The 18,510-nt window shown below is 47.3% G+C and carries 17 protein-coding genes; 6 read left to right on the top strand and 11 right to left on the bottom strand.

Features of this window, described 5'->3' with window-relative positions; all coding sequences use genetic code 11:
• Nucleotides 1-40 precede the first annotated feature (40 nt).
• From BBA02S_RS06880 to BBA02S_RS06855, 6 genes are read right to left on the bottom strand one after another with little or no spacing between them, the layout of a single operon-like run.
• Complete coding sequence (locus BBA02S_RS06880; protein ID WP_041114119.1) at nucleotides 41-1,525, bottom strand: aldehyde dehydrogenase family protein; 1,485 nt, start codon at nucleotides 1,523-1,525, stop codon at nucleotides 41-43.
• A 58-nt stretch (nucleotides 1,526-1,583) separates the two neighbouring features.
• Entirely contained in the window at nucleotides 1,584-2,474 is an 891-nt protein-coding gene (dapA, locus tag BBA02S_RS06875) for a 4-hydroxy-tetrahydrodipicolinate synthase (RefSeq protein ID WP_041114120.1), read from the bottom strand.
• 25 nt (nucleotides 2,475-2,499) lie between these two features.
• Nucleotides 2,500-3,939, bottom strand: a complete 1,440-nt coding sequence (nhaC, locus tag BBA02S_RS06870; protein WP_041114121.1) for a Na+/H+ antiporter NhaC — start codon at nucleotides 3,937-3,939, stop codon at nucleotides 2,500-2,502.
• Between the two features lie 50 nt (nucleotides 3,940-3,989).
• Nucleotides 3,990-4,928 carry a proline racemase family protein gene (locus BBA02S_RS06865; RefSeq protein WP_041114122.1) on the bottom strand — a complete coding sequence of 313 codons (939 nt, stop codon included), beginning with the start codon at nucleotides 4,926-4,928 and terminating at the stop codon, nucleotides 3,990-3,992.
• Entirely contained in the window at nucleotides 4,925-5,965 is a 1,041-nt protein-coding gene (locus tag BBA02S_RS06860) for a proline racemase family protein (protein ID WP_041114123.1), read from the bottom strand. The genes BBA02S_RS06865 and BBA02S_RS06860 overlap by 4 nt, the downstream gene beginning before the upstream one ends.
• On the bottom strand, nucleotides 5,962-7,137 hold the full coding sequence (locus BBA02S_RS06855; protein ID WP_041114124.1) for an NAD(P)/FAD-dependent oxidoreductase: 1,176 nt from the start codon (nucleotides 7,135-7,137) through the stop codon (nucleotides 5,962-5,964). The genes BBA02S_RS06860 and BBA02S_RS06855 overlap by 4 nt, the downstream gene beginning before the upstream one ends.
• Before the next feature lie 163 nt (nucleotides 7,138-7,300).
• Here BBA02S_RS06855 and BBA02S_RS06850 point away from each other — a divergent pair, with 163 nt between their 5' ends.
• The 4 genes from BBA02S_RS06850 (at nucleotide 7,301) to BBA02S_RS06835 (ending at nucleotide 10,861) form a co-directional block, all read left to right on the top strand.
• Nucleotides 7,301-8,956, top strand: coding sequence for a sigma-54 interaction domain-containing protein (locus tag BBA02S_RS06850; protein WP_041114125.1), 1,656 nt, complete (start codon nucleotides 7,301-7,303; stop codon nucleotides 8,954-8,956).
• A 69-nt stretch (nucleotides 8,957-9,025) separates the two neighbouring features.
• Nucleotides 9,026-9,301 (top strand): (2Fe-2S)-binding protein, encoded by a 276-nt coding sequence (locus BBA02S_RS06845; protein WP_041114126.1) that lies wholly within the window; start codon nucleotides 9,026-9,028, stop codon nucleotides 9,299-9,301.
• Entirely contained in the window at nucleotides 9,294-9,626 is a 333-nt protein-coding gene (locus tag BBA02S_RS06840; RefSeq protein WP_041114127.1) for a (2Fe-2S)-binding protein, read from the top strand. The genes BBA02S_RS06845 and BBA02S_RS06840 overlap by 8 nt, the downstream gene beginning before the upstream one ends.
• Nucleotides 9,623-10,861, top strand: a complete 1,239-nt coding sequence (locus BBA02S_RS06835; RefSeq protein ID WP_041114128.1) for an NAD(P)/FAD-dependent oxidoreductase — start codon at nucleotides 9,623-9,625, stop codon at nucleotides 10,859-10,861. Before BBA02S_RS06840 ends, BBA02S_RS06835 begins: the two co-directional genes overlap by 4 nt.
• Nucleotides 10,862-10,986: 125 nt before the next feature.
• Here BBA02S_RS06835 and BBA02S_RS06830 read toward each other — a convergent pair whose 3' ends face one another.
• From BBA02S_RS06830 to BBA02S_RS06815, 4 genes are all read right to left on the bottom strand, one after another.
• Nucleotides 10,987-11,964: an ornithine cyclodeaminase family protein gene (locus tag BBA02S_RS06830; RefSeq protein ID WP_041114129.1), complete on the bottom strand. Its 978-nt coding sequence runs from the start codon at nucleotides 11,962-11,964 to the stop codon at nucleotides 10,987-10,989.
• A 65-nt stretch (nucleotides 11,965-12,029) separates the two neighbouring features.
• Entirely contained in the window at nucleotides 12,030-13,031 is a 1,002-nt protein-coding gene (locus BBA02S_RS06825; RefSeq protein ID WP_041114130.1) for a proline racemase family protein, read from the bottom strand.
• Nucleotides 13,032-13,636: 605 nt separating this feature from the next.
• Nucleotides 13,637-14,605, bottom strand: a complete 969-nt coding sequence (locus BBA02S_RS06820) for an S-layer homology domain-containing protein (protein WP_052477357.1) — start codon at nucleotides 14,603-14,605, stop codon at nucleotides 13,637-13,639.
• 287 nt (nucleotides 14,606-14,892) lie between these two features.
• Nucleotides 14,893-15,765 carry a LysR family transcriptional regulator gene (locus BBA02S_RS06815; protein ID WP_041114131.1) on the bottom strand — a complete coding sequence of 291 codons (873 nt, stop codon included), beginning with the start codon at nucleotides 15,763-15,765 and terminating at the stop codon, nucleotides 14,893-14,895.
• A 109-nt stretch (nucleotides 15,766-15,874) separates the two neighbouring features.
• Here BBA02S_RS06815 and BBA02S_RS06810 point away from each other — a divergent pair, with 109 nt between their 5' ends.
• Nucleotides 15,875-16,762, top strand: coding sequence for a DMT family transporter (locus BBA02S_RS06810; protein ID WP_041114132.1), 888 nt, complete (start codon nucleotides 15,875-15,877; stop codon nucleotides 16,760-16,762).
• A gap of 133 nt (nucleotides 16,763-16,895) precedes the next feature.
• On the opposite strand, the gene BBA02S_RS06805 is transcribed toward BBA02S_RS06810, so the two are convergent.
• Nucleotides 16,896-17,294, bottom strand: coding sequence for a GyrI-like domain-containing protein (locus BBA02S_RS06805; RefSeq protein ID WP_041098791.1), 399 nt, complete (start codon nucleotides 17,292-17,294; stop codon nucleotides 16,896-16,898).
• A 315-nt stretch (nucleotides 17,295-17,609) separates the two neighbouring features.
• Here BBA02S_RS06805 and BBA02S_RS06800 point away from each other — a divergent pair, with 315 nt between their 5' ends.
• Nucleotides 17,610-18,416 (top strand): MerR family transcriptional regulator, encoded by an 807-nt coding sequence (locus tag BBA02S_RS06800; RefSeq protein ID WP_052475210.1) that lies wholly within the window; start codon nucleotides 17,610-17,612, stop codon nucleotides 18,414-18,416.
• Nucleotides 18,417-18,510: the final 94 nt, after the last annotated feature.

Below are 18,510 nucleotides of genomic sequence, written 5' to 3'. Positions count from 1 at the left end.
CCTAACAAAAAATACGCATGTTGAGGCCCTCATCCGCTGTTTATTTTAAGTTCACCCAAATGCTTTTTACTTCCGTATAGTTATCAAGGGCGTAGGAGCCCATTTCACGCCCAATGCCTGATTGTTTATAGCCGCCAAACGGCGAAGCTGCATTTTCGAGATTATAATCATTGATCCAGACAGTACCAGCTTTTAACTGATTGGCGACTTGATGAGCGGTCTTTACATTTTCCGTCCAGACGCCTGCCGCGAGGCCAAATGGCGTATGATTCGCCCGTTCAATGACTTCTTCTGTGCTATCGAATGGAAGAACGACAACAACCGGACCAAAAATCTCTTCCTTCGCGATCGTCATCTCATCCGTTACATCGGCGAAAACCGTCGGCCGGACAAAATAGCCTTTCTCCAATGCTTTGTCTCCTCCGGCAACGATTCTGGCCCCTTCGTCTTTCCCTTTTTGGATATATCCAAGGACACGCTCCTGCTGCTTTTTCGTTACAAGCGGCCCCATGTCGGTTTCCGGGTCCATGCCGGAGCCAAGCTTTACATTGTCAGCCATCTTTGCCAGCTCATCCACTACCTTGTCATAATGCTTTCTGTGGACAAATACCCGTGAACCCGCGCTGCAGTTTTGCCCATGATTGTACATAATGCCATTAAACGCACCGGGGATGGCTTCTGATAAATCTGCATCCTCTAAGATGATATTAGGCGACTTTCCGCCAAGCTCCAGCGTTACATGCTTAATCGTGTCAGCCGCCTGGCGCATAATGGACTTTCCTGTAGCCGTTGATCCGGTAAACGCCACTTTTTCAATATCAGGATGACGAATAACGGCTGCCCCCGCCGTCGGGCCAAACCCGGGAACAAAGTTGACTACACCTGGCGGGAAACCCGCTTCATGAAACAATTGGGCTGTATATAAAAGAGACAGCGGCGTTTGTTCGGCTGGTTTCAAAACGATGGTGCACCCGGTTGCCAAAGCGGCACCCATTTTCCAGGCAGCCATAACAAGCGGATAGTTCCACGGAATCACCTGGCCGACGACCCCAATAGGTTCATGACGCGTATAATTCAAATAATCGCTTGAGATTGGAATAGTCTGGCCAAGCACTTTTGTTGCCCAGCCGGCATAATAGCGAAAGTGCTCGACAGTGGCGGGAATATCGTCTTCAAGCGCCACCTTGTAAGGTTTCCCGTTATCCAGTGCTTCCAGCTGCGCCAACTCTTCTTTATTTTCATCAATTAAATCAGCCAGTTTATATATGAGGTGGGCGCGCTCAGCTGTGCTTAGTGCCGGCCACGCCCCAGACTCAAAGGCCCGGCGCGCCGCTTGCACCGCTGCATCTACATCTTCCTCGCGCGCTTCACTAACAACAGCCAGCACGTCCTCTGTGGCTGGGTTGATCGTTTCAAATGTCTGACCGCCGGCAGCCGGTACATACTTTCCGTCAATAAACAAGTGGACCGGCCTTTCTAAAAAGTCCTTCACCTTCGCCTTTAATTGAATTCCTGCAGTTAACATCTATTGGTTCCCCCTTTAATACGTTTTCATAGGATCATTCTTGCAGTCCGGCAATCTATTAAACTTGCGGCACCGTATTTAAATGGGACAGAATATCTTTTAGCCTTTGTTCTTCTGCCGCTGTCAAGCCAAGGCGAGGGTAGCGGGACGGACCGCCAGCCTGGCCGTTTAACTCCATGGCCCGCTTAACAATCTGGACGTATTTTCCCGATCCTTCAAGGAACTCACAAAGCGGCAGAATCCGGTCGTTGATGGCCCACGCCTGCTCAATCTCTCCTTGCTGCATATGGTCAAACATCTCCGTCACAAGCTTCGGCACAATATTTCCGGCTACAGAAATCCATCCGGTTGCCCCAACTAAGTAAGATTCCATAACGAGCTCCTCTGCCCCGCAAAACACCTCCGCTTCTCCTTGTCTCGCCAAGTCCCGCACTTTCCGAATGTCGCCGCTGGACTCCTTAATATGCGTCACCCGCTCACACTCTTTCCCAATGCGGAGCATCAGCTCGGTGCTCATATCGACTCCTGATGTAAAAGGGTTGTTGTACAACATAATCGGCAAGTTGACCGCATCCGATATCTCTTTAAAATGGAAGAAAATCTCTTCTTCCTTCGGCTTGCAGTAATAGGAATTGATAATTAAAGCAGCCGCGGCACCATGAGCTTCCGCCTGCTTTGTATATTCAATCGTTTCTCTCGTCGTTTCTGCCGCTGTTCCGACGATCACCGGAATGCGCCCATCCACTTCCTTCAGTACCATTTCGACCATTTGGAACTTTTCTTCCTTGGTCAGACTGACAAATTCCCCGGTGCTGCCATTGATGACAAGGCCGGCAACTCCCTGATCAATAAAGTACTGAACATTGCTTTTTACCCCTTCCCAATCAATCTCCTGTGCTTCCGTCATCGGGGTAATTAATACTGGATATGCGCCTCTAATAGCTGTCATAATTGTGTCCTCCTTTAAATGTTGGTTAAGATGTTTTTTCATTGGTCAGCTTTGCTTTCGCTGCCGGCCGGTTAGCTGCTCCTTCAGCATTGGTATACCAAATAAATTTGTTCGTAAATCCATACAGAAGCGTGATGCCTACGGCCAGAAAGTTAAACCATAAAAACGGCAGATAAGACAGCGTCGAAACGCCAAGTACGGTCGCCATGTACACACCTCCGTCACTCCATGGCACCATCGGAGTCGTGACCGTTCCGCCGCCTTCTGTATTCCTTGACAGCACTCTGCGGTCAATGCCGAGCCGGTCATAGTTTTTCTCGGTAATTTTGCTGGCCGTAATGATGGATACGTAAGCGGCCCCTCCAAAAAAGTTGCCGAAAAATCCTGCGAGAACAGTGGAAAGCGTCACTTTCCCCGCATTATCCGCCCAGGCAAGCATTTTGTTGCAAATAACTTGTAAAATGCCAATCTGCTCCATTAAGCCGCCGACTCCAAGAGCAAAAATAATCAAAACGATGACTTCCAGCATGGAAACAATGCCGCCCCGGTTCAATAAGTTATCGATAAATTCGACGCCCGACTCGATAGAAAACCCGCTATAGGAGCTTCGAACCGCTTCAAGCAGCGGCATTCCCTGGAACAAATAAGCCCAGACCGAGCCGAGCAATGCTCCAAAAGCGATCGTGGGGATAGATGGCTTTTTTAAAGCAAGCAGCAAAATAACAAGGGCTGCAGGAACGAGCATATACCACGAAATGCGGAAGTGATCTTGCAGGGCGGCCATGGTTGCCTCTGCCCGGCTCAGGTCCCCATTGCCATTCACATAAAAGAAGCCTGTCAGTAAAAATAAGATCCCGGTAATGATCCAAGCCGGCGTACTGACATACAGCATCGATTTAATATGATCAATTAAATTTACCTTCGACAAGGAAGCGGTCATTACCGTCGTATCCGATAACGGAGATAGTTTATCGCCCACATAAGCGCCCGATATGACAGCTCCGGCTACGAGGGCCATGGGAATGCCGAAGCTGTGGCCAATCCCCATCATGGCAATGCCGGCCGTGCCTGCTGTTCCAAAGGATGTGCCGGTCGCAAGGGAGGTCACGGTACAAATCGCAAAAGCGGCAAACAAAAAGATCGTGGGATTGATGATCGTAAGGCCGTAATAAATGATGCTCGGCACTACCCCTCCGGCGATCCATGTGCCAATTAATGCCCCTACTGTAACGAGTACTAACACGGCTTCTAGTCCGTTGTTAATCCCTTTCAATATTCCTTGCTGCATATCGAAATAGCTGTAACCAATTTTTAAGCCGACCAGCATAATGACAAACCAGGAAACAAAGAGCGCCAATTGAATAGGCAGGCCGATTTGCGCGACAAATACGTACATAATAACGATGAAGCTGGTTAAAACAAAAGTAACCTCCAGTAAATTGGGCAATCTTTTTTGATGAGCCATGGGACCCCTCCTATGTTTTAAGGTAAGCGGTTACAGCCGGCCGCTCGCACCTACTTCAATAAAAAGCCGGACGGCAAAGGGTCAGTTGGATCTAGGATAGCGGTATGTGTGCCCGTAATGAAGCCGCGGCTTGAAAGCTTGCATCGGTGCCCTTCTTCTGTTTCCTCTCCCGGCCATGCTTCGATCAAGCTGCCGAATATGCTTTCATTCACTAGCGTCTGGCTGGAAGACATTTTGTTTTCAGCGAGCAAAAAGGCGCAGCAGGCAGCTGTCGCATCAAATCCTGGCGACCGAACAATCATTCCATCTTTGCGAAAAGTAATGCTTTTTATTTTCCCGTTGGACGCCTCCGATTCATCAAGCACAATGACGCCATCCACTTCCCATTGGCCGGATATCATTTGAAGAGTTTTCTGTCCCCACTTCTTCCATTCCGTTAGTTCGGCCAGGTCCATTTCAACGGCTGCCTCTTCTTTTGAAAGGAGAGCATAGACTCCTTCCGATTCGATGAGAGAAAAGGCTGGCGCGCAGCCGGAAACCTTCTCTATGATCCGGCAGGGTCCGCTCTCCAGCTGAACAGACACTACTTCTCCTTCTTTCATTGCAGCAGAAAGACCAATGAGGCCCGAAACAGTTTCTAATTGATACTGGCTGGACACTCGAGGAGAGAGAAAACCGCCTTCTAGCAGCGCGGTGATTACCGCTGCTGCCCCTCCATAGTGAACGGGCTGACTCTCTGTATGGGTAAAGAACAGCACAGACGCGTCTGCCCGGGGATCGATGGGCGGCAGAACGAGACAGCCCGTCAGCCCGGCAAATCCGCGCGGTTCATTTAACAGCAATTCCCGCTCCTTCTTGAAGGTGTCAGGAAGTCTCTCGTACAACTCCTTCAAGCTTTGATACCTTACGAGCGGCGGTACTTGAATGATACGAAATGCTTCTCCTGCTACATGGACATCGACCGTCGAATACAATGATTGAACCTTCATACCATCTCCTCCGTCTCATGTTCACTCATTGGCGGAATCAGCAAGAACCCTTCTCTTAACGGATCTTGTTCATTATAGAAAAACCGGTTCATTCCCATCAGCCAGGCAGAGCCGGAAATTCTTGTCTCCACTGTTTCTACTTGTCCTGCGTCTGCTGTTTGTACAATCACGCCGCGGAACAAGGAGCCGACGATGCTTTCATGAACAAAAGGCTCATTGATTCCGATTTCTTTTTTCTTATACATCACAGCAAGCTTTGCTGACGTGCCGGTGCCGCATGGGGAACGGTCAATTCCTCCGGGAGGCACAACGACTGTATTTTTGACGTCCGCCCGGTCATGAGTCGGTTCACCGTAAAACTCCACATGCGTTAGTCCCCGAATAAAAGGATGATGGGGATGGACAATCTCTGTTTGCTGATTAATCTCATTGCGAATGCTGATTGCTCTTTCAATAATCAGGGAAGCCTGATCGGGAACGAGCTCCAAGCCGACTGATGCCGCTTCGATAATAGCGTAAAAGTTGCCTCCATATGCGATATCTGCCTGCACTTGCCCGATGCCTGCCACGTCAACAGATACACTCTTTAACCAAAAAGCAGGCACATTGCAAAAGGAAACCTCCTTCGCTTTGCCGTTTTCCACAGTGATTTCAGCCTCTACAAGCCCGGCTGGTGTATCAAGCTTCAAGGAGGTAACAGGCTCTTTCACTGGAATAAGCCCCGCTTCTACTAACGCTGTGCAGACGCCGATCGTATCATGCCCGCACATAGGCAAATATCCGCCGGTTTCAATATAGATCACCCCAATATCCGCATCCGGATGACACGGCTCTGTAATTAACGCCCCTGACATCACATCATGCCCCCGGGGTTCGTTCATCAGCAGCTTGCGAATCCAGTCATGCTCCTTTTTCATATAAAGCATTTTTTCAGACATCGTTGCCCCTTCCAGCTTAGGCAAGCCGCTAATGACGGTTCTCGTCGGATTGCCGCCGGTATGCGTATCGATAGTGGTAAAAACTTTTTGTGCTTTCATCTGCTTAACACCCTTTCTGCAAAACGGTCATAACGCAAAGGATCTACCGGAATCGAGGGCTCTTTTTCATTAATCAGCTCTTCAATGATTTTCCCTGTTACCGCTGCCAGGCTGATCCCATCGCCCTCATGCCCTGCTGCAATGTAAAAATTCGGCAGTTCATCGACCCGGGACACGATCGGCAAATGATCTTCTGTCCACGGACGCAGACCCGCATAAGAGCGGATGACCATCATATCTGCCATCTTCGGATAAAACCGAATCGCCCGGTTGGCAATACACCGGATCACTTCGTCGCTCACTTTCGTATGGAATCCGACAAACTCGCGGCTGCTGCCTATCAGGAAGTTTTGGCTTTCTGTTGGTTCAAATACGAGAGCCACCCCGTATTTTTCAGTGAGAGGGTCGACGTGGCGCACACCGCCAAACTTAGAAATTAAATAGCCAAATTCCATTACCTTGCGGCCGCCGACCGGCTGTTGTCTTGAAGCAACAATAATATGCCCTTTTCTCGGAGCAATTGGAATGGATAAATCGAGCATCGAGCCGATAAAAGGAGCCCATACGCCAGCCGCATTCACCACATGATTAGCCGTAAATGCCCCCTTTGTTGTTTCAATGCGGAAGGTGCCGTTCTGCTCCCTGTTCATGCTTTTTACCTCTGTATGCTTGTATGCCTTCGCTCCGTATTTCCTGGCCGCTTCCAAAAGACCAAATGCCAGCAAGTAAGGATTGACGGTTGAATCCGTAGCGCATTCCAGCCCTCCCAGCAAGTCATCAGCAAAATAGGGAGACTCCTCCCGGATATCCTGCCTATCCAGCATGCGAAACGGCAAACCTGCTGCTTTTTGGCGATCGACCCATTGCTGTGCCGCCTCCATCTCCTCTTCTGTTTCGCAAACAAGAATGCTGCCCGGTGCCCTGTATTCAAAAGGCTCCTCTAATTCCCTGCTGAGCTCATCGACCAAGTGCTGGCTGAATAAAGACATCTGGCTGTCAAAGCCTGGATCTTTGTCAATGGCAAGAATGTTGCCGTCACAGCGTGAAGAAGTACCGCTGACAAATTCTCCTTTCTCGATGACTGTGACATCTCTGCCGTACTTTGAAGCGTAATAAGCGATGGAGCAGCCAATAATGCCGCCGCCGATAACTGCTATGTCACAATGCTTCATCCCACTGCCCCCTTTTCCAGTCCTCCTCTTCCTTCATGCAACGAACGTGCCAATGAAGATAGTTCATCCCGCGGCCTCCAAAAAAGAATATTTAGAATATTTAAACATTTATTGTATAATATTTTTTACAGTGTCCAAAAAATTAGACAAGGAGAAGAAGGCGATGCTCTTTTCTATTCAATCCATTAAAGAACTGATCGAAAGCGAACCGGCGAAAAGCACAGTGGCTAAAAACAAAATATATAAACAGCGCGGAACATTTTACTTGGATCACGGCCAAACGCCGATACTATGTGAAACGGTGGATGCCGATGCTTCGGTAGAACAGGTCCTTTCCGCTTTTCAGAAAGCGCCGGCCGTGGCTGTCCTGGAAAAAAACGGGGTTGTCAGCGGCTCCATTACTGCTCCCCAATTGATGGAATGCCTTTATGCGGCCTATCAGCACCTTCAAGCGTTTTACCAAACAGTGATCCAAACCACCGATGCCTCCGTTACCGTCATTGACCGCGAGAAACGGGTACGCACGTGGACAAAGGGAGCGGAGCGAATTTTCTCCTTAACGGAAGCGGAGGTTCTTGGACAGCCGATTACTCAGTTTTTTGAGCCGAATAAGTTGGAAATCCTGCATACGTTATATGAAGGAAAAAGAATCAACAGCCATTTTCACCAGCCGCGCGCTGACTTATTTGTTTTAATCAATTCCAACCCCGTTCTCTACAATAACCGCATCATTGGCGCCGTTGTATCTGAAACAGATGTGACCAATCAAGTCATGCTCAACGACAAATTGTTCACGATGTCTACTGAAGTGCACAGGCTTGAACAAGAAGTGGCTAAATACAAGCATTCAACCGATCCATTTCAGGCGATTAAAGGCAACAGCGCCTCCCTCCAGCAAACCGTTCAGCTGGCTAAAAAGGTGTGCAGCGTGAAATCCACTGTGCTGATCTTGGGAGAGAGCGGTGTAGGGAAAGAGGTATTTGCCAAGGCCATTCACGAAGCGAGCGAATCTCCGGATGCTCCCTTTATCTCTATCAACTGCGGCGCTATTCCTGCTTCGCTGTTCGAAAGTGAACTGTTTGGCTATGAACGCGGCGCTTTCTCGGGAGCCGACCACAAAGGAAAAAAAGGAAAGATTGAACTCGCCAAAGGAGGGACGTTGTTTTTAGATGAGGCAGGAGAAATGCCGCTCGATATGCAAGTAAAGCTTTTGCGTGTATTGCAGGAACGGACGTATTACCGGGTGGGCGGCGAGAAAGAATGCAAGGCTGATTTTCGCCTGCTTGCCGCTACGAATCAGGATTTGCCTGCACTTATTAAGAAGGGAGAGTTTCGCGAAGACCTTTATTACCGCCTAAATGTAGTCAGCCTGCACATCCCGCCTTTGCGGGAGCGCAAAGAAGACATCGTTGAATTGATGCACCATTTCCTGAATGAATTTTCTGTCCGTTATCAGCGGCCGATTCAGCAGCTGTCTCCTGAAGTGATGCAGGCGCTTTTCCAGCATGATTGGCCCGGAAACATCCGCGAGCTGCGCAATGTTATGGAGCGGCTTGTTGTATTTGCGACAGATGGAGTGATCAAAAAAGAGTATTTGCCTTTTTATGAAAGCACCCATCTTCAGGAGCAGGCAGCGGACAGGACGGAAGAGATCGATGAGACGATCCTTCCGCTCCAATATGAAATGGAGCGGCACGAGAAAAAAGTGCTTGAGCGGGCGCTGCGCCTTTCAAATGGCAATAAATTAGAGTGCGCCGAAAAACTTGGGATCACAAGGGCGACATTGTATAATCGCCTGAAACGCCTTGGCATGAATTAATCACTTTCCTCCCCAGTTGGTATGATTGTTGCATATTTTTTTGTATCAGCATCTGGAGGAGGAGAAACCATGATAGAAAACAAACAGCTTATTATTTGCCGCTGTGAAGAAGTCACTTACGAACAGCTGCAATCGACCGCCCGGCAGCATACATGCTCAGCTCGGGAATTAAAGCTTCGGACACGAGCAGGCATGGGGTTTTGCGGCGGCCGCACCTGCCGGATCGCCCTTGATGCCATTATGGACTCGTTCATTCCGGACGAAAACAAGGCGGTCATTCCATTGAAATATCAGCCTCCGATCCGACCGGTATCTTTCGGAACAGTAGGTGGGCGTCATGACTAGAATTATCGATCACGCGATTTTAGGAAAGCTGGACAGCCTGAAAAAAGTGTCCTTTCAGTTTAACGGGAAAAGCTATGAGGCTTATGAGCACGAAACAGTTGCCGCAGCTTTGCTGGCTAACGGCATCCGGCAGCTGCGTGTTCATGAGGAAAGCGGCACTCCCCGAGGCATTTATTGCAACATCGGGCACTGCATGGAATGCCGGGTAACAGTCAATCATCAGCCTAACGTACGGGCCTGCTTAACAAAGGTGGAAGAAGGCATGACGATCGAAAGCGGGCGCCGGCACCCGACGCCGCTGAAGAAAACGGAGGGATTGCAATGACAGACTTGATTGTTATCGGCAGCGGACCGGCTGGACTAGCTGGGGCCATTGCCGCGGCCGGCACGGGCTTGAGGGTGACGGTTGTCGATGAATTTATCCGCCCTGGCGGCAGGCTCCTGGGACAGCTGCACCAGGAGCCGTCAGGTGAATGGTGGAACGGGATCAAAGAAGCCGAGAAGCTCCAGCACGAAGCGCATGCTTTAGGAATCAATATCCGCTGCGGTGTCTCTGTCTATAATATAGAAACAGCTGAAGCCGGATGGAAAGTCTATACAAACGAAGGCGTGCTGGAAGCCCCTTTTGTGTTAATAGCCACCGGGGCGGCCGAATACCCGATCCCGGTGCCGGGCTGGACCTTGCCGGGTGTTATGTCCATCGGGGCCGCTCAAGTCATGACAAATGTCCATCGGGTTCAAGCGGGAAGAAAAGGCATCATTATCGGCGCAAATATTTTAGCTTTTGCCATTTTGAACGAGCTGCAGCTGGCAGGAATAAAAGTGGACCGGGTGGTACTGCCTGAGAAAAACGCCGTCAGCCGGCAGGCAGGGGAGCCGGAAGCAGTCATCCGCTCACTTTTGAACGCCGCACACCTGGCCCCATCCGCTCTCCTGCGCTTCGGCAGCCGGTTGATGAAAAATGAAACCATCCGAAACATAGGTACACGTTTCTACCCTAAGAACGGCTTGAAAATTAACGGAACGCCGCTGCAGCTTCGAAAAGCGGCAGTAGAAATCATCGGCACAGAACAAGTGGAAGGGGTGCGGACCGTTGATATTGATGCATACGGACACGTCATTCCAGGCACAGATCGCCTGTATGAAGCCGATTTTGTCTGCATCGCAGGCGGTTTGTATCCGCTGGCAGAACTCGCCGCCGTGGCTGGATGTCCCTTTGAATATATCCCTGAACTTGGCGGTCATGTCCCCCGCCATTCCGAAACGATGGCCACCCCGCTTCCTGGGCTGTTTGTTGCCGGGAATATTACCGGCATTGAAAGCGGCAAGGTGGCAATGGCCCAAGGCACTGCAGCCGGTCTTTCTATCGCTAAACAGGCTGGAAAACAGGCCGCTGCAAGTGGCCGCCAGCTTGAGCAAGCCATCGAACATGTCCGGACGATCCGCCAGCAAGTGGCTATCCAGTTTCATCCTGACATTGAGCTGGGCCGAAGCCAGATGAATGAACAGTGGAAAGCCCATGAAGGAACTTCTGTTCAGCCCGGGGAAAAGATCGGCTAAAACAAGCGCTCACCTCCATTGGCCACCGGGGGTGAGCACCTGGATAGCAGATGATAAAAATAGGATCACTCCGTCATGGTAGCGAAGTGATCCACTGCTTTTAGCCTTTCAGCAGCTATTTTCCTTTACAGGTCTATAAGCGTTCCGACCTTTTTTTGCAGCGCTTTTTCATAGATATACTTAGCTACTATGATATCTGCTACCGCTAGACCGACAGATTCAAAGACGGTGATCTCTTCCTCCGTTTCCCTTCCCTTCAGTTCTCCACCGATGATTTCTCCCAGTTCTCCGTAAATATCACCCGCCTTAAATATTCCTTCTTGTATCGGGATTTGCAAGTCCCCTGTTTCTTCTAACGCCGCTTCTCTTGATTCCACCACGACCTTATGGGCAGAAGAAATCGCATGAGACGGCAGCTCCTGCATCGTTGGCCGAAAGGAACCGACAGCATTCACATGAACACCTGGCTGTAAACGTTCGGAAAAAACGGGTGTTGAAGAATTTGTCGCTGTCACGATAATATCTGCATTCTTTACTGCTTCATCAGCCTTTGTGTAAACGTGAACATGTTTATGAAATGAGTGTCTAATATATTCAGCTAGCTCATGCGCCTTTTGCTCTGAGCGGTTGTAAAGGGACACTTCTTCAATGTCACGGACAGCGATCATCGCTTCAACAAGCCCTTTTGCCTGTCCTCCTGTGCCAATAATGGAAAGTTTGTTTGAATCGGGGCGGGATAAGTACTTTGTTGCCACCCCGGACAAAGCGCCGGTTCTGCACATCGTTAAGTAAGAACCCTCCAAGAGGGCAACCGGTTCTCCCGTCCTAAAATCCAACAGGATCACCGTGCCTGTTATCGTCTGTTTTCCCAGCTTTTTATTATTCGGGGCTACCGTTACTACTTTTACTCCCATACTGCCCGCCGCATCCGCTGCGGACGGCATGACCAATGCTGTATTTTGACCATCGTTGAAAGGAAGAGCGGCACGGATAGGCGTGACGGTCCTTCCGGATGAAAATTCCTTTAACGCCATCGCTGCGTGTTCAATCAATTCCTTCATATCTATTAAAGTTTTTTGCTCGTGTGCACGTATGATTAACATGGTTGATTCTCCTTTTTATTTCAATGTTGTACTGGGGCTCTTGGTTTATCTTGCTGAAGAAGCAGTTAAGCTAATAAAAAGCCGTTATTGAGCCGGTCACGGGGATCAATAACGAATTGATGAAACCCTGTAATGAACGCTTCCCCTGCAATCTTTGGAATGACCGCTTGATACTCGCCAATCTTCGTTACTGAGCATACTTCTCCGACGAATTGCCCGTCCGTGATGCTTTCATGAACAAACCTTTCCCCGGCCGCCAGTGCGCCCCGTTCATAAAGAGCGGCTATCCTCGCCGCAGTTCCTGAACCGCACGGTGAACGGTCCACCTGCTGATCGGCAAAAATAGTTACATTGCGCAGATCAGCCGTTTCACTTTTCGGTTCATCAGAAAAAATAACGCCGTACATTCCATGAATTTCTTCATATGGGTGCTTCACGTCTATTTGACTTTCGATGTAACGCTTAATTTTGTCTCCCCATATTTTTAAAGCTCCTAAATCGGCAGAGGATACCCTCAAATCGACCTCTTTGCTATCGACCACGGCATAAAAGGCACCTCCGTAAGAAAGGTCCGCTGTAAACTCATAGCCATCGATTTGAATCGGCACCTCTTTTCTGTAAACAAAAGAAGGCACGTTTTCGAACGCTACTGATTTGACCGCGGTGCCCTCACATTCAGCATACGCAGTGACAGGACCACATGGGCAGTCAATGGTAAACTTTCGGCTGCCGCCTTCTGCCTGATATATTCCCGTCTCAATGGCCATTGTCACCGCCGCAATGACACCGTGGCCGCACATCGTACTCCAGCCTTCATTGTGCATAAACAACACACCGAAATCAGAACCGGGATTAGCCGGAGGGGTCATGATGCACCCATACATATCGTAATGGCCGCGCGGCTCATGCATTAATATTTTCCGAATATGGTCTAAGTGCTCCATGCAATATGCTCGCCTCTCCAGCTGAGTTTTCCCTTGGATCTCCGGCAATCCCCCGGTAATGATGCGCAGCGGTTCTCCTGCCACATGAACATCAATCGTTGTAAACAGATGGTTGAAATGCATCCTATCTCCCCCTAAGTAAATAATAACATGCTTAATGACTACGGCTTCTAAGGGTCAGTCATTGAACGGCTTGCATACTGCCGCCTTCCCTTCCTTCTGCATCATGCAGGACTCGTGCCAACCTCAAAGCATTCATTCATAATTTTCAACAAATGTTTATAGACACAAATGTATATCTGAGATTTCTGGGCGCCTGCAGACTAAGCTAATGAGACAACCTCAATGACGGTGAAAAAAAGCAAACGGAAGAAACACTCTCTGCTTAGAAGAAGGGGTAATGAGGGCTTATTATGGAGAAATTTGGCTTTCATCTGAAACAAACGGCTGGGAACTGACCCGGCTGCCGCAGAACAACGTTAAAAGTAAAGCGACATTCCTTACTTTTCATCAATCAAGAAAACAGCTTTTTGGGAAACACGTTCTGCCTGTCAAATGATCAGACAGGTAGATTAATGTGAAAACCCCAAATACAAATAACCTCGCCTTAATTTTTCAGCGAGGTTAAAATAAAAATTGTTTGATTTTTGATCAAAATCTTTTCGCCAAACTAAAAAACAACTATAAAGCCATTTAAAAATTTAAGCTGTCTTTCATACCGATATCGATTAATTTTTCGGTTTAAAACTGTAGATAGCATTTGTTAATCTATACTGGATACGCTCAAATGTTTTTGCCTCACGCGATCCAAGTTGATTATATTCATAGTATGGGTGTTCGCCAACGCTTTGATAACAGTAATAGTAGTTATTATACTTTTTGATTAAATCATAGGGTGCCGATTGATAAAAATCCCATTTTGATGCCGGGATGATGTGAATAGAGGCAAGGTAAGGCTCAAAGCCAAGATGTGTAGTGTTGTTATAATAAAAGTGCGTCGACAGGACTCCATCTTTCTTTTTCTCCTCCTCAACGGTCACTTTAGTCTTTATGTAATTAGGCAATTCAAGTTGATAATTAAAACTAGTGCTGTAAAGGGTAAAAGTTTTGAAGTCATCACTCAATGCTTTTGCCAGAAAGACAGAAAACTGAGCCCGGGTAAGCGTTGCATCTGGCTTAAATGTCCCATCTGGATAGCCTACAGTAATATTGTGCTCTGCTAAGGCAGAAATGTACGGGCGGGCCCAATGGCTTGATGGTACATCTTTAAAGCTCATATTCTTGGAAGCTTTCAGTTTAAAAGCCGAAGCGATCATCCTTGCCATTAATTGGCGTGTCATAGGCTCATTAGGTTTCAAATAAGTGCTTTTTGGAAAAAGTCCTTCGTCCATAATAGCCGCAGTATGTTTATAGCCGCTACTCATCGCGGATAAATCTTTGAACCCAGGATCCGGGCGGTTTGATAGGTCTAATTTTAATGCATTGGCCAGTAAAATCATTGCTTGTATGCGCGTTACAGGTGCCTGCGGGCGAAAGGAAGCATCGTAAAACCCATTAATAACTTTCTTGCCCGTTAAGTATGTAATTTCATCTTTTGCCCAATAGGTATTGCCCACATCTTTAAATGCAGCTGAAGCAGCTATAGAACTAGTGAAAAATAAACAACAAGCTATGAGCATACTAAAAACTTTTTTCAAAAGTACCCCTCCATCCTTATCAGTTAGACTACTTACAAACTCTTTTTAAGTTACCATATCACCAGCAAAAAGGATATATCATTATGAATAATATTACATACTATCAATAAACTGGTATTTATTTTAAAAACGGAGCGGCGAGTTCTGCCCGCGCTTGACTAGAGCCGGCGTCACCCCACAAAGCGAAGCGCTGGTTAGAGTCTGTTCAAAGTATTGTTAACAGTTTTCTCATTTAGGTTCTACTTAGAATGATGCCACTGCAGGGATTATAAAAATAAGAAAATACCCTATCCATCTTTAAGAAAGTCCTGCACATACATTAGAAACTTCTTAGTAGCCGGGGAAATATTTTTCATAGAGCTCACCGCAATTCCGAGGGAGCGGAAAATAGGCTCGTCTATCTCTTTCAGATGAATGTTGCGTTGTTGTCCCCGGAGGACGAGTTCGGGAAGGATGCTGATGCCCAGCCCCATTTCGACCATTGCCATAATGGCGTAGTCATCGCCTGCCGTAAATTTAATGTCCGGCTTGATGGCAGCTTTTGTGAGAACGCGATTGATATCATCGTCGGAGCCTTTGCGCGGCATGATAAACGGCTCATCTTTGATCTCCGACAGATCGATCACGGGGCAGGTGCTTAACGGGTGCTCAGGAGGAAGCAAAATGAGCATTTGATCCTGCTGCAGCGGGATGGCTTCAATTTTGCTGCAGGTTGGAAGGGACACAAATCCGCAATCAACCTCGCCGCTCATAATCCACTCCTCCATTTGGCGATAATCTCCTTCGGCCAAATGGATCGTGATCCTTGGAAAGTCCTGCTGAAAGCGCTTAATAATGGCCGGCAGCCAATGTACGGAAACACTTGTGAAGGTGCCGACATAAACCGTTCCGGCTTCCATTCCATGAATGGCCGCGATCTCCTGTTCCAAATGCTCATTCCATTTCAATATTTCTCTTATCGTTCTTACCACTTGTTCACCGTTTCTAGTCAATTTAATTCCGGAACGGCCGCGCCGGATAAGCAGGAACCCAAACTCCTCTTCCAGGCTGTTGATGATATGGCTAACCCCTGATTGTGTATAACCCATCACTTCCGCAGCTTTTGTCAGACTCCCATAGTGAATCACTTTCATCAATACCTTATATTTGCTGATGCTCATAAATGCCCCCTCTTTATATTAGTTTTTCTCATGTTTCTCATAAGAAACATTCGTTTTACTTGTATATCTAAGCTTAGTATACTGAATTTACTGAAAGGAGGGGAGTGGAATGAATGCATTTAAGGCAGATTTATTAATGCTATTTGTTACGCTTTGCTGGGGATCATCCTATCTTTTTATGAAGATGGGGTTAGCTTCCCTTTCCGAATTCAATGTCATCGCCCTGCGGTTTGGCTTGGCTTTTCTGCTGTCAGCCGCTTTCTTTCACCGGCGCTTGCGCTTGATGGATCGGGAAGCGTTAAAGTTTGGCCTGCTTTTGGGGAGCGTCTTGTTTCTTGTCTTTACGATGCTTACTTACGGTTTAAGAACAACATCTGCTTCTAATGCAGGCTTTTTAGTCAGCTTAACGGTCATCTTCGTTCCGCTTCTTCATTCCTTTATGCTCAAAAACAAGCTGGACGCCAAGCTGATGGCTAGTACATTGCTGGCCTTAACAGGCATTGGCCTGCTTACGATTCAACCGCCCTTCCGTATTTTGACCGGAGATCTATTATGTGCAGCGGCGGCGTTTTTCTATGCTTTACATATTATTCTGGTTGAACAAGCGGCCCAAAAGGCGGATCCCTTAAATGTAGGGATCATCCAGTTAGGAGTGGCGGGTTTACTCGGCTTTGTATTTTCGCTGATGCTTGAAACGCCCTCCTTGCCCGCTTCTGCGGAAGGCTGGATCGCCATCTTAATGCTAAGCATTGTATGCAGTGCCTTCGGCTTCATTATTCAAACGGTTGCCCAAAAATACACTTCTTCGACGAAAACGGGGCTGATCTTTTCCATGGAGCCTGTCTTTGCCGCTTTATTCGGCTTTTTATTTATGAAAGAAGTGATGAATGAAACAGAAATTCTTGGCGCTTCCCTTGTCTTGTTCAGCATTGTTGCCACCAGCCTGAAGCGAGGCAAGGCATCACTTGCCGCTGAGCGCGGAAAAGCAGGAGCCTAGACAAAAAAGGTACTTCTGACACCTTATTTACGGTCTTGCACCAGTTTGCGAAGGCACTTCACCAAGTGCCTTCGTTTTTTCAACAGCTGTTTGTCTTCTGCAGCCAAAAGTGTCTGAGCTTGAACATTTCTCCTTAGTGAATCGCGATGTAAATTTCAACTTCCCCGGCAGGATAATATTTTTCAAAGTCGCATGAATAAGTTCTTTTTAATAAACCGGCTTCTTCCTGATCCCATATCTTGCTCCACGCCTTCAGCAGCCCCTGTTCATCGGCGGTATCCACCTTAAACACTTCATATCTATCGTGATTCGGCAAATGAAACCGGGCTCCCCCGCGATCTTCTTCAATGGCGACGCTTAATGAATAGTCCCCCCTGTAATTACTCTGGTAGTCATAATAAAGTCCATATACATTTCCCCGATACTTTCCCAGTTGGCGAAAAGCCTCTTCCCACATCGTTTGAATCTTGCTCATCATTTGCTCATCCTCAAAGTTATTCGTTCGGATGCTATTTATTGCGTACAGGTTCATGCTTGAGCTCCTTTTTAATCAGTCAGATTTTATTTTTTACAAAAACAAACATTTGTTCCTGATTTTGATTATAGAACATATGTTTGTTTTTATCAACCTTAAAAATCTATCAACAAATGAAGAAAAAAAGAAAACAACGTTTAAAGAAAGAAATCTTGATTCTTTGTAGTAAACTTGATCGTTCACCCAAACCGGATTAAGTGACATCAAACAGCAAGTTGATGGCTCTTCTTGGCGTCTCTTCAAAATTTTCTCTTGCACCTCCAGCTACGTAAGGCTTTATAGTGAATATATACTTTTTAGGGAGGAATCGCGATGCAAGAACAAAACAAGTATTCCGTTGGAGAATTTTCGGAAAAAACGGGGATCTCTATTCGTACGTTGCATTATTATGATGAAATTGGCCTTCTGCAGCCAGAAAAACATCCATCGTCTGGACACCGCATTTACACCCATCAGGATATTCTCACCTTACAGAAAATTATCAGCTTAAAGTTCCTTGGATACAGTTTAAATGAGATTATTCATTTGATGCACGAACCGCGTTTTACCGTTGATCTCAACGAAACGTTAACCTTTCACTTCCAAGCGCTAGAAAAAGAAAAAGAGCGGATTGACCAATCAATGGCTGCCATTAAAAGAGTGATTAGACTGTTAGAAGAAGAAGGAGAAGTGGATAGCGCCATCTTATTCAGTCTCATTCATGGCATGCAAACAGAAAACATCCAAAAAGAATGGATGGAACAGCACCAGCTGTCGGATGTGATGGAGGGGCTGTCAAAGAAAACCGAAGAGGAAAAAATCACACTGGATCAGACCTTTATTCAATTGGCTAAGGAAGTAAAGCAGCTCTACGGCAAGCCTGCAGAGGACCCAGAAGTACAAGAAATGATTCAAACCTATCTTGAAGCCTCTCTTGAGTTTCTTGGCGAGGATTTAATTCAAACACTAGCCGATCTTAATGTAGCGGAATTAGAACCGGATATCGAGGAATTGGAGAATATATCACCATCTCCATTCACAGAAGCTGAACAATCATGGCTCAACGCGGCAATGGAATACTATATGAAACACCAAGACTTCAAGTGGAACTTCTGGGGGGATGAAAAACCAAGAAGCTAAGAGGCTAACAGCGGCAAAGATGATAGTGCCATAGGTAGCTTCAAAAGATATCACGCAAGACAAACGTGGTTCGGAATGAAAGCAGCCCGAACCG

The organism is Bacillus badius NBRC 15713, from assembly GCF_001591605.1.
GTDB lineage: Bacteria > Bacillota > Bacilli > Bacillales > Domibacillaceae > Pseudobacillus > Pseudobacillus badius.
The sequence above is the reverse complement of the archived record's forward strand: the minus strand, read 5'-3'. Positions and strand labels throughout refer to the sequence as shown.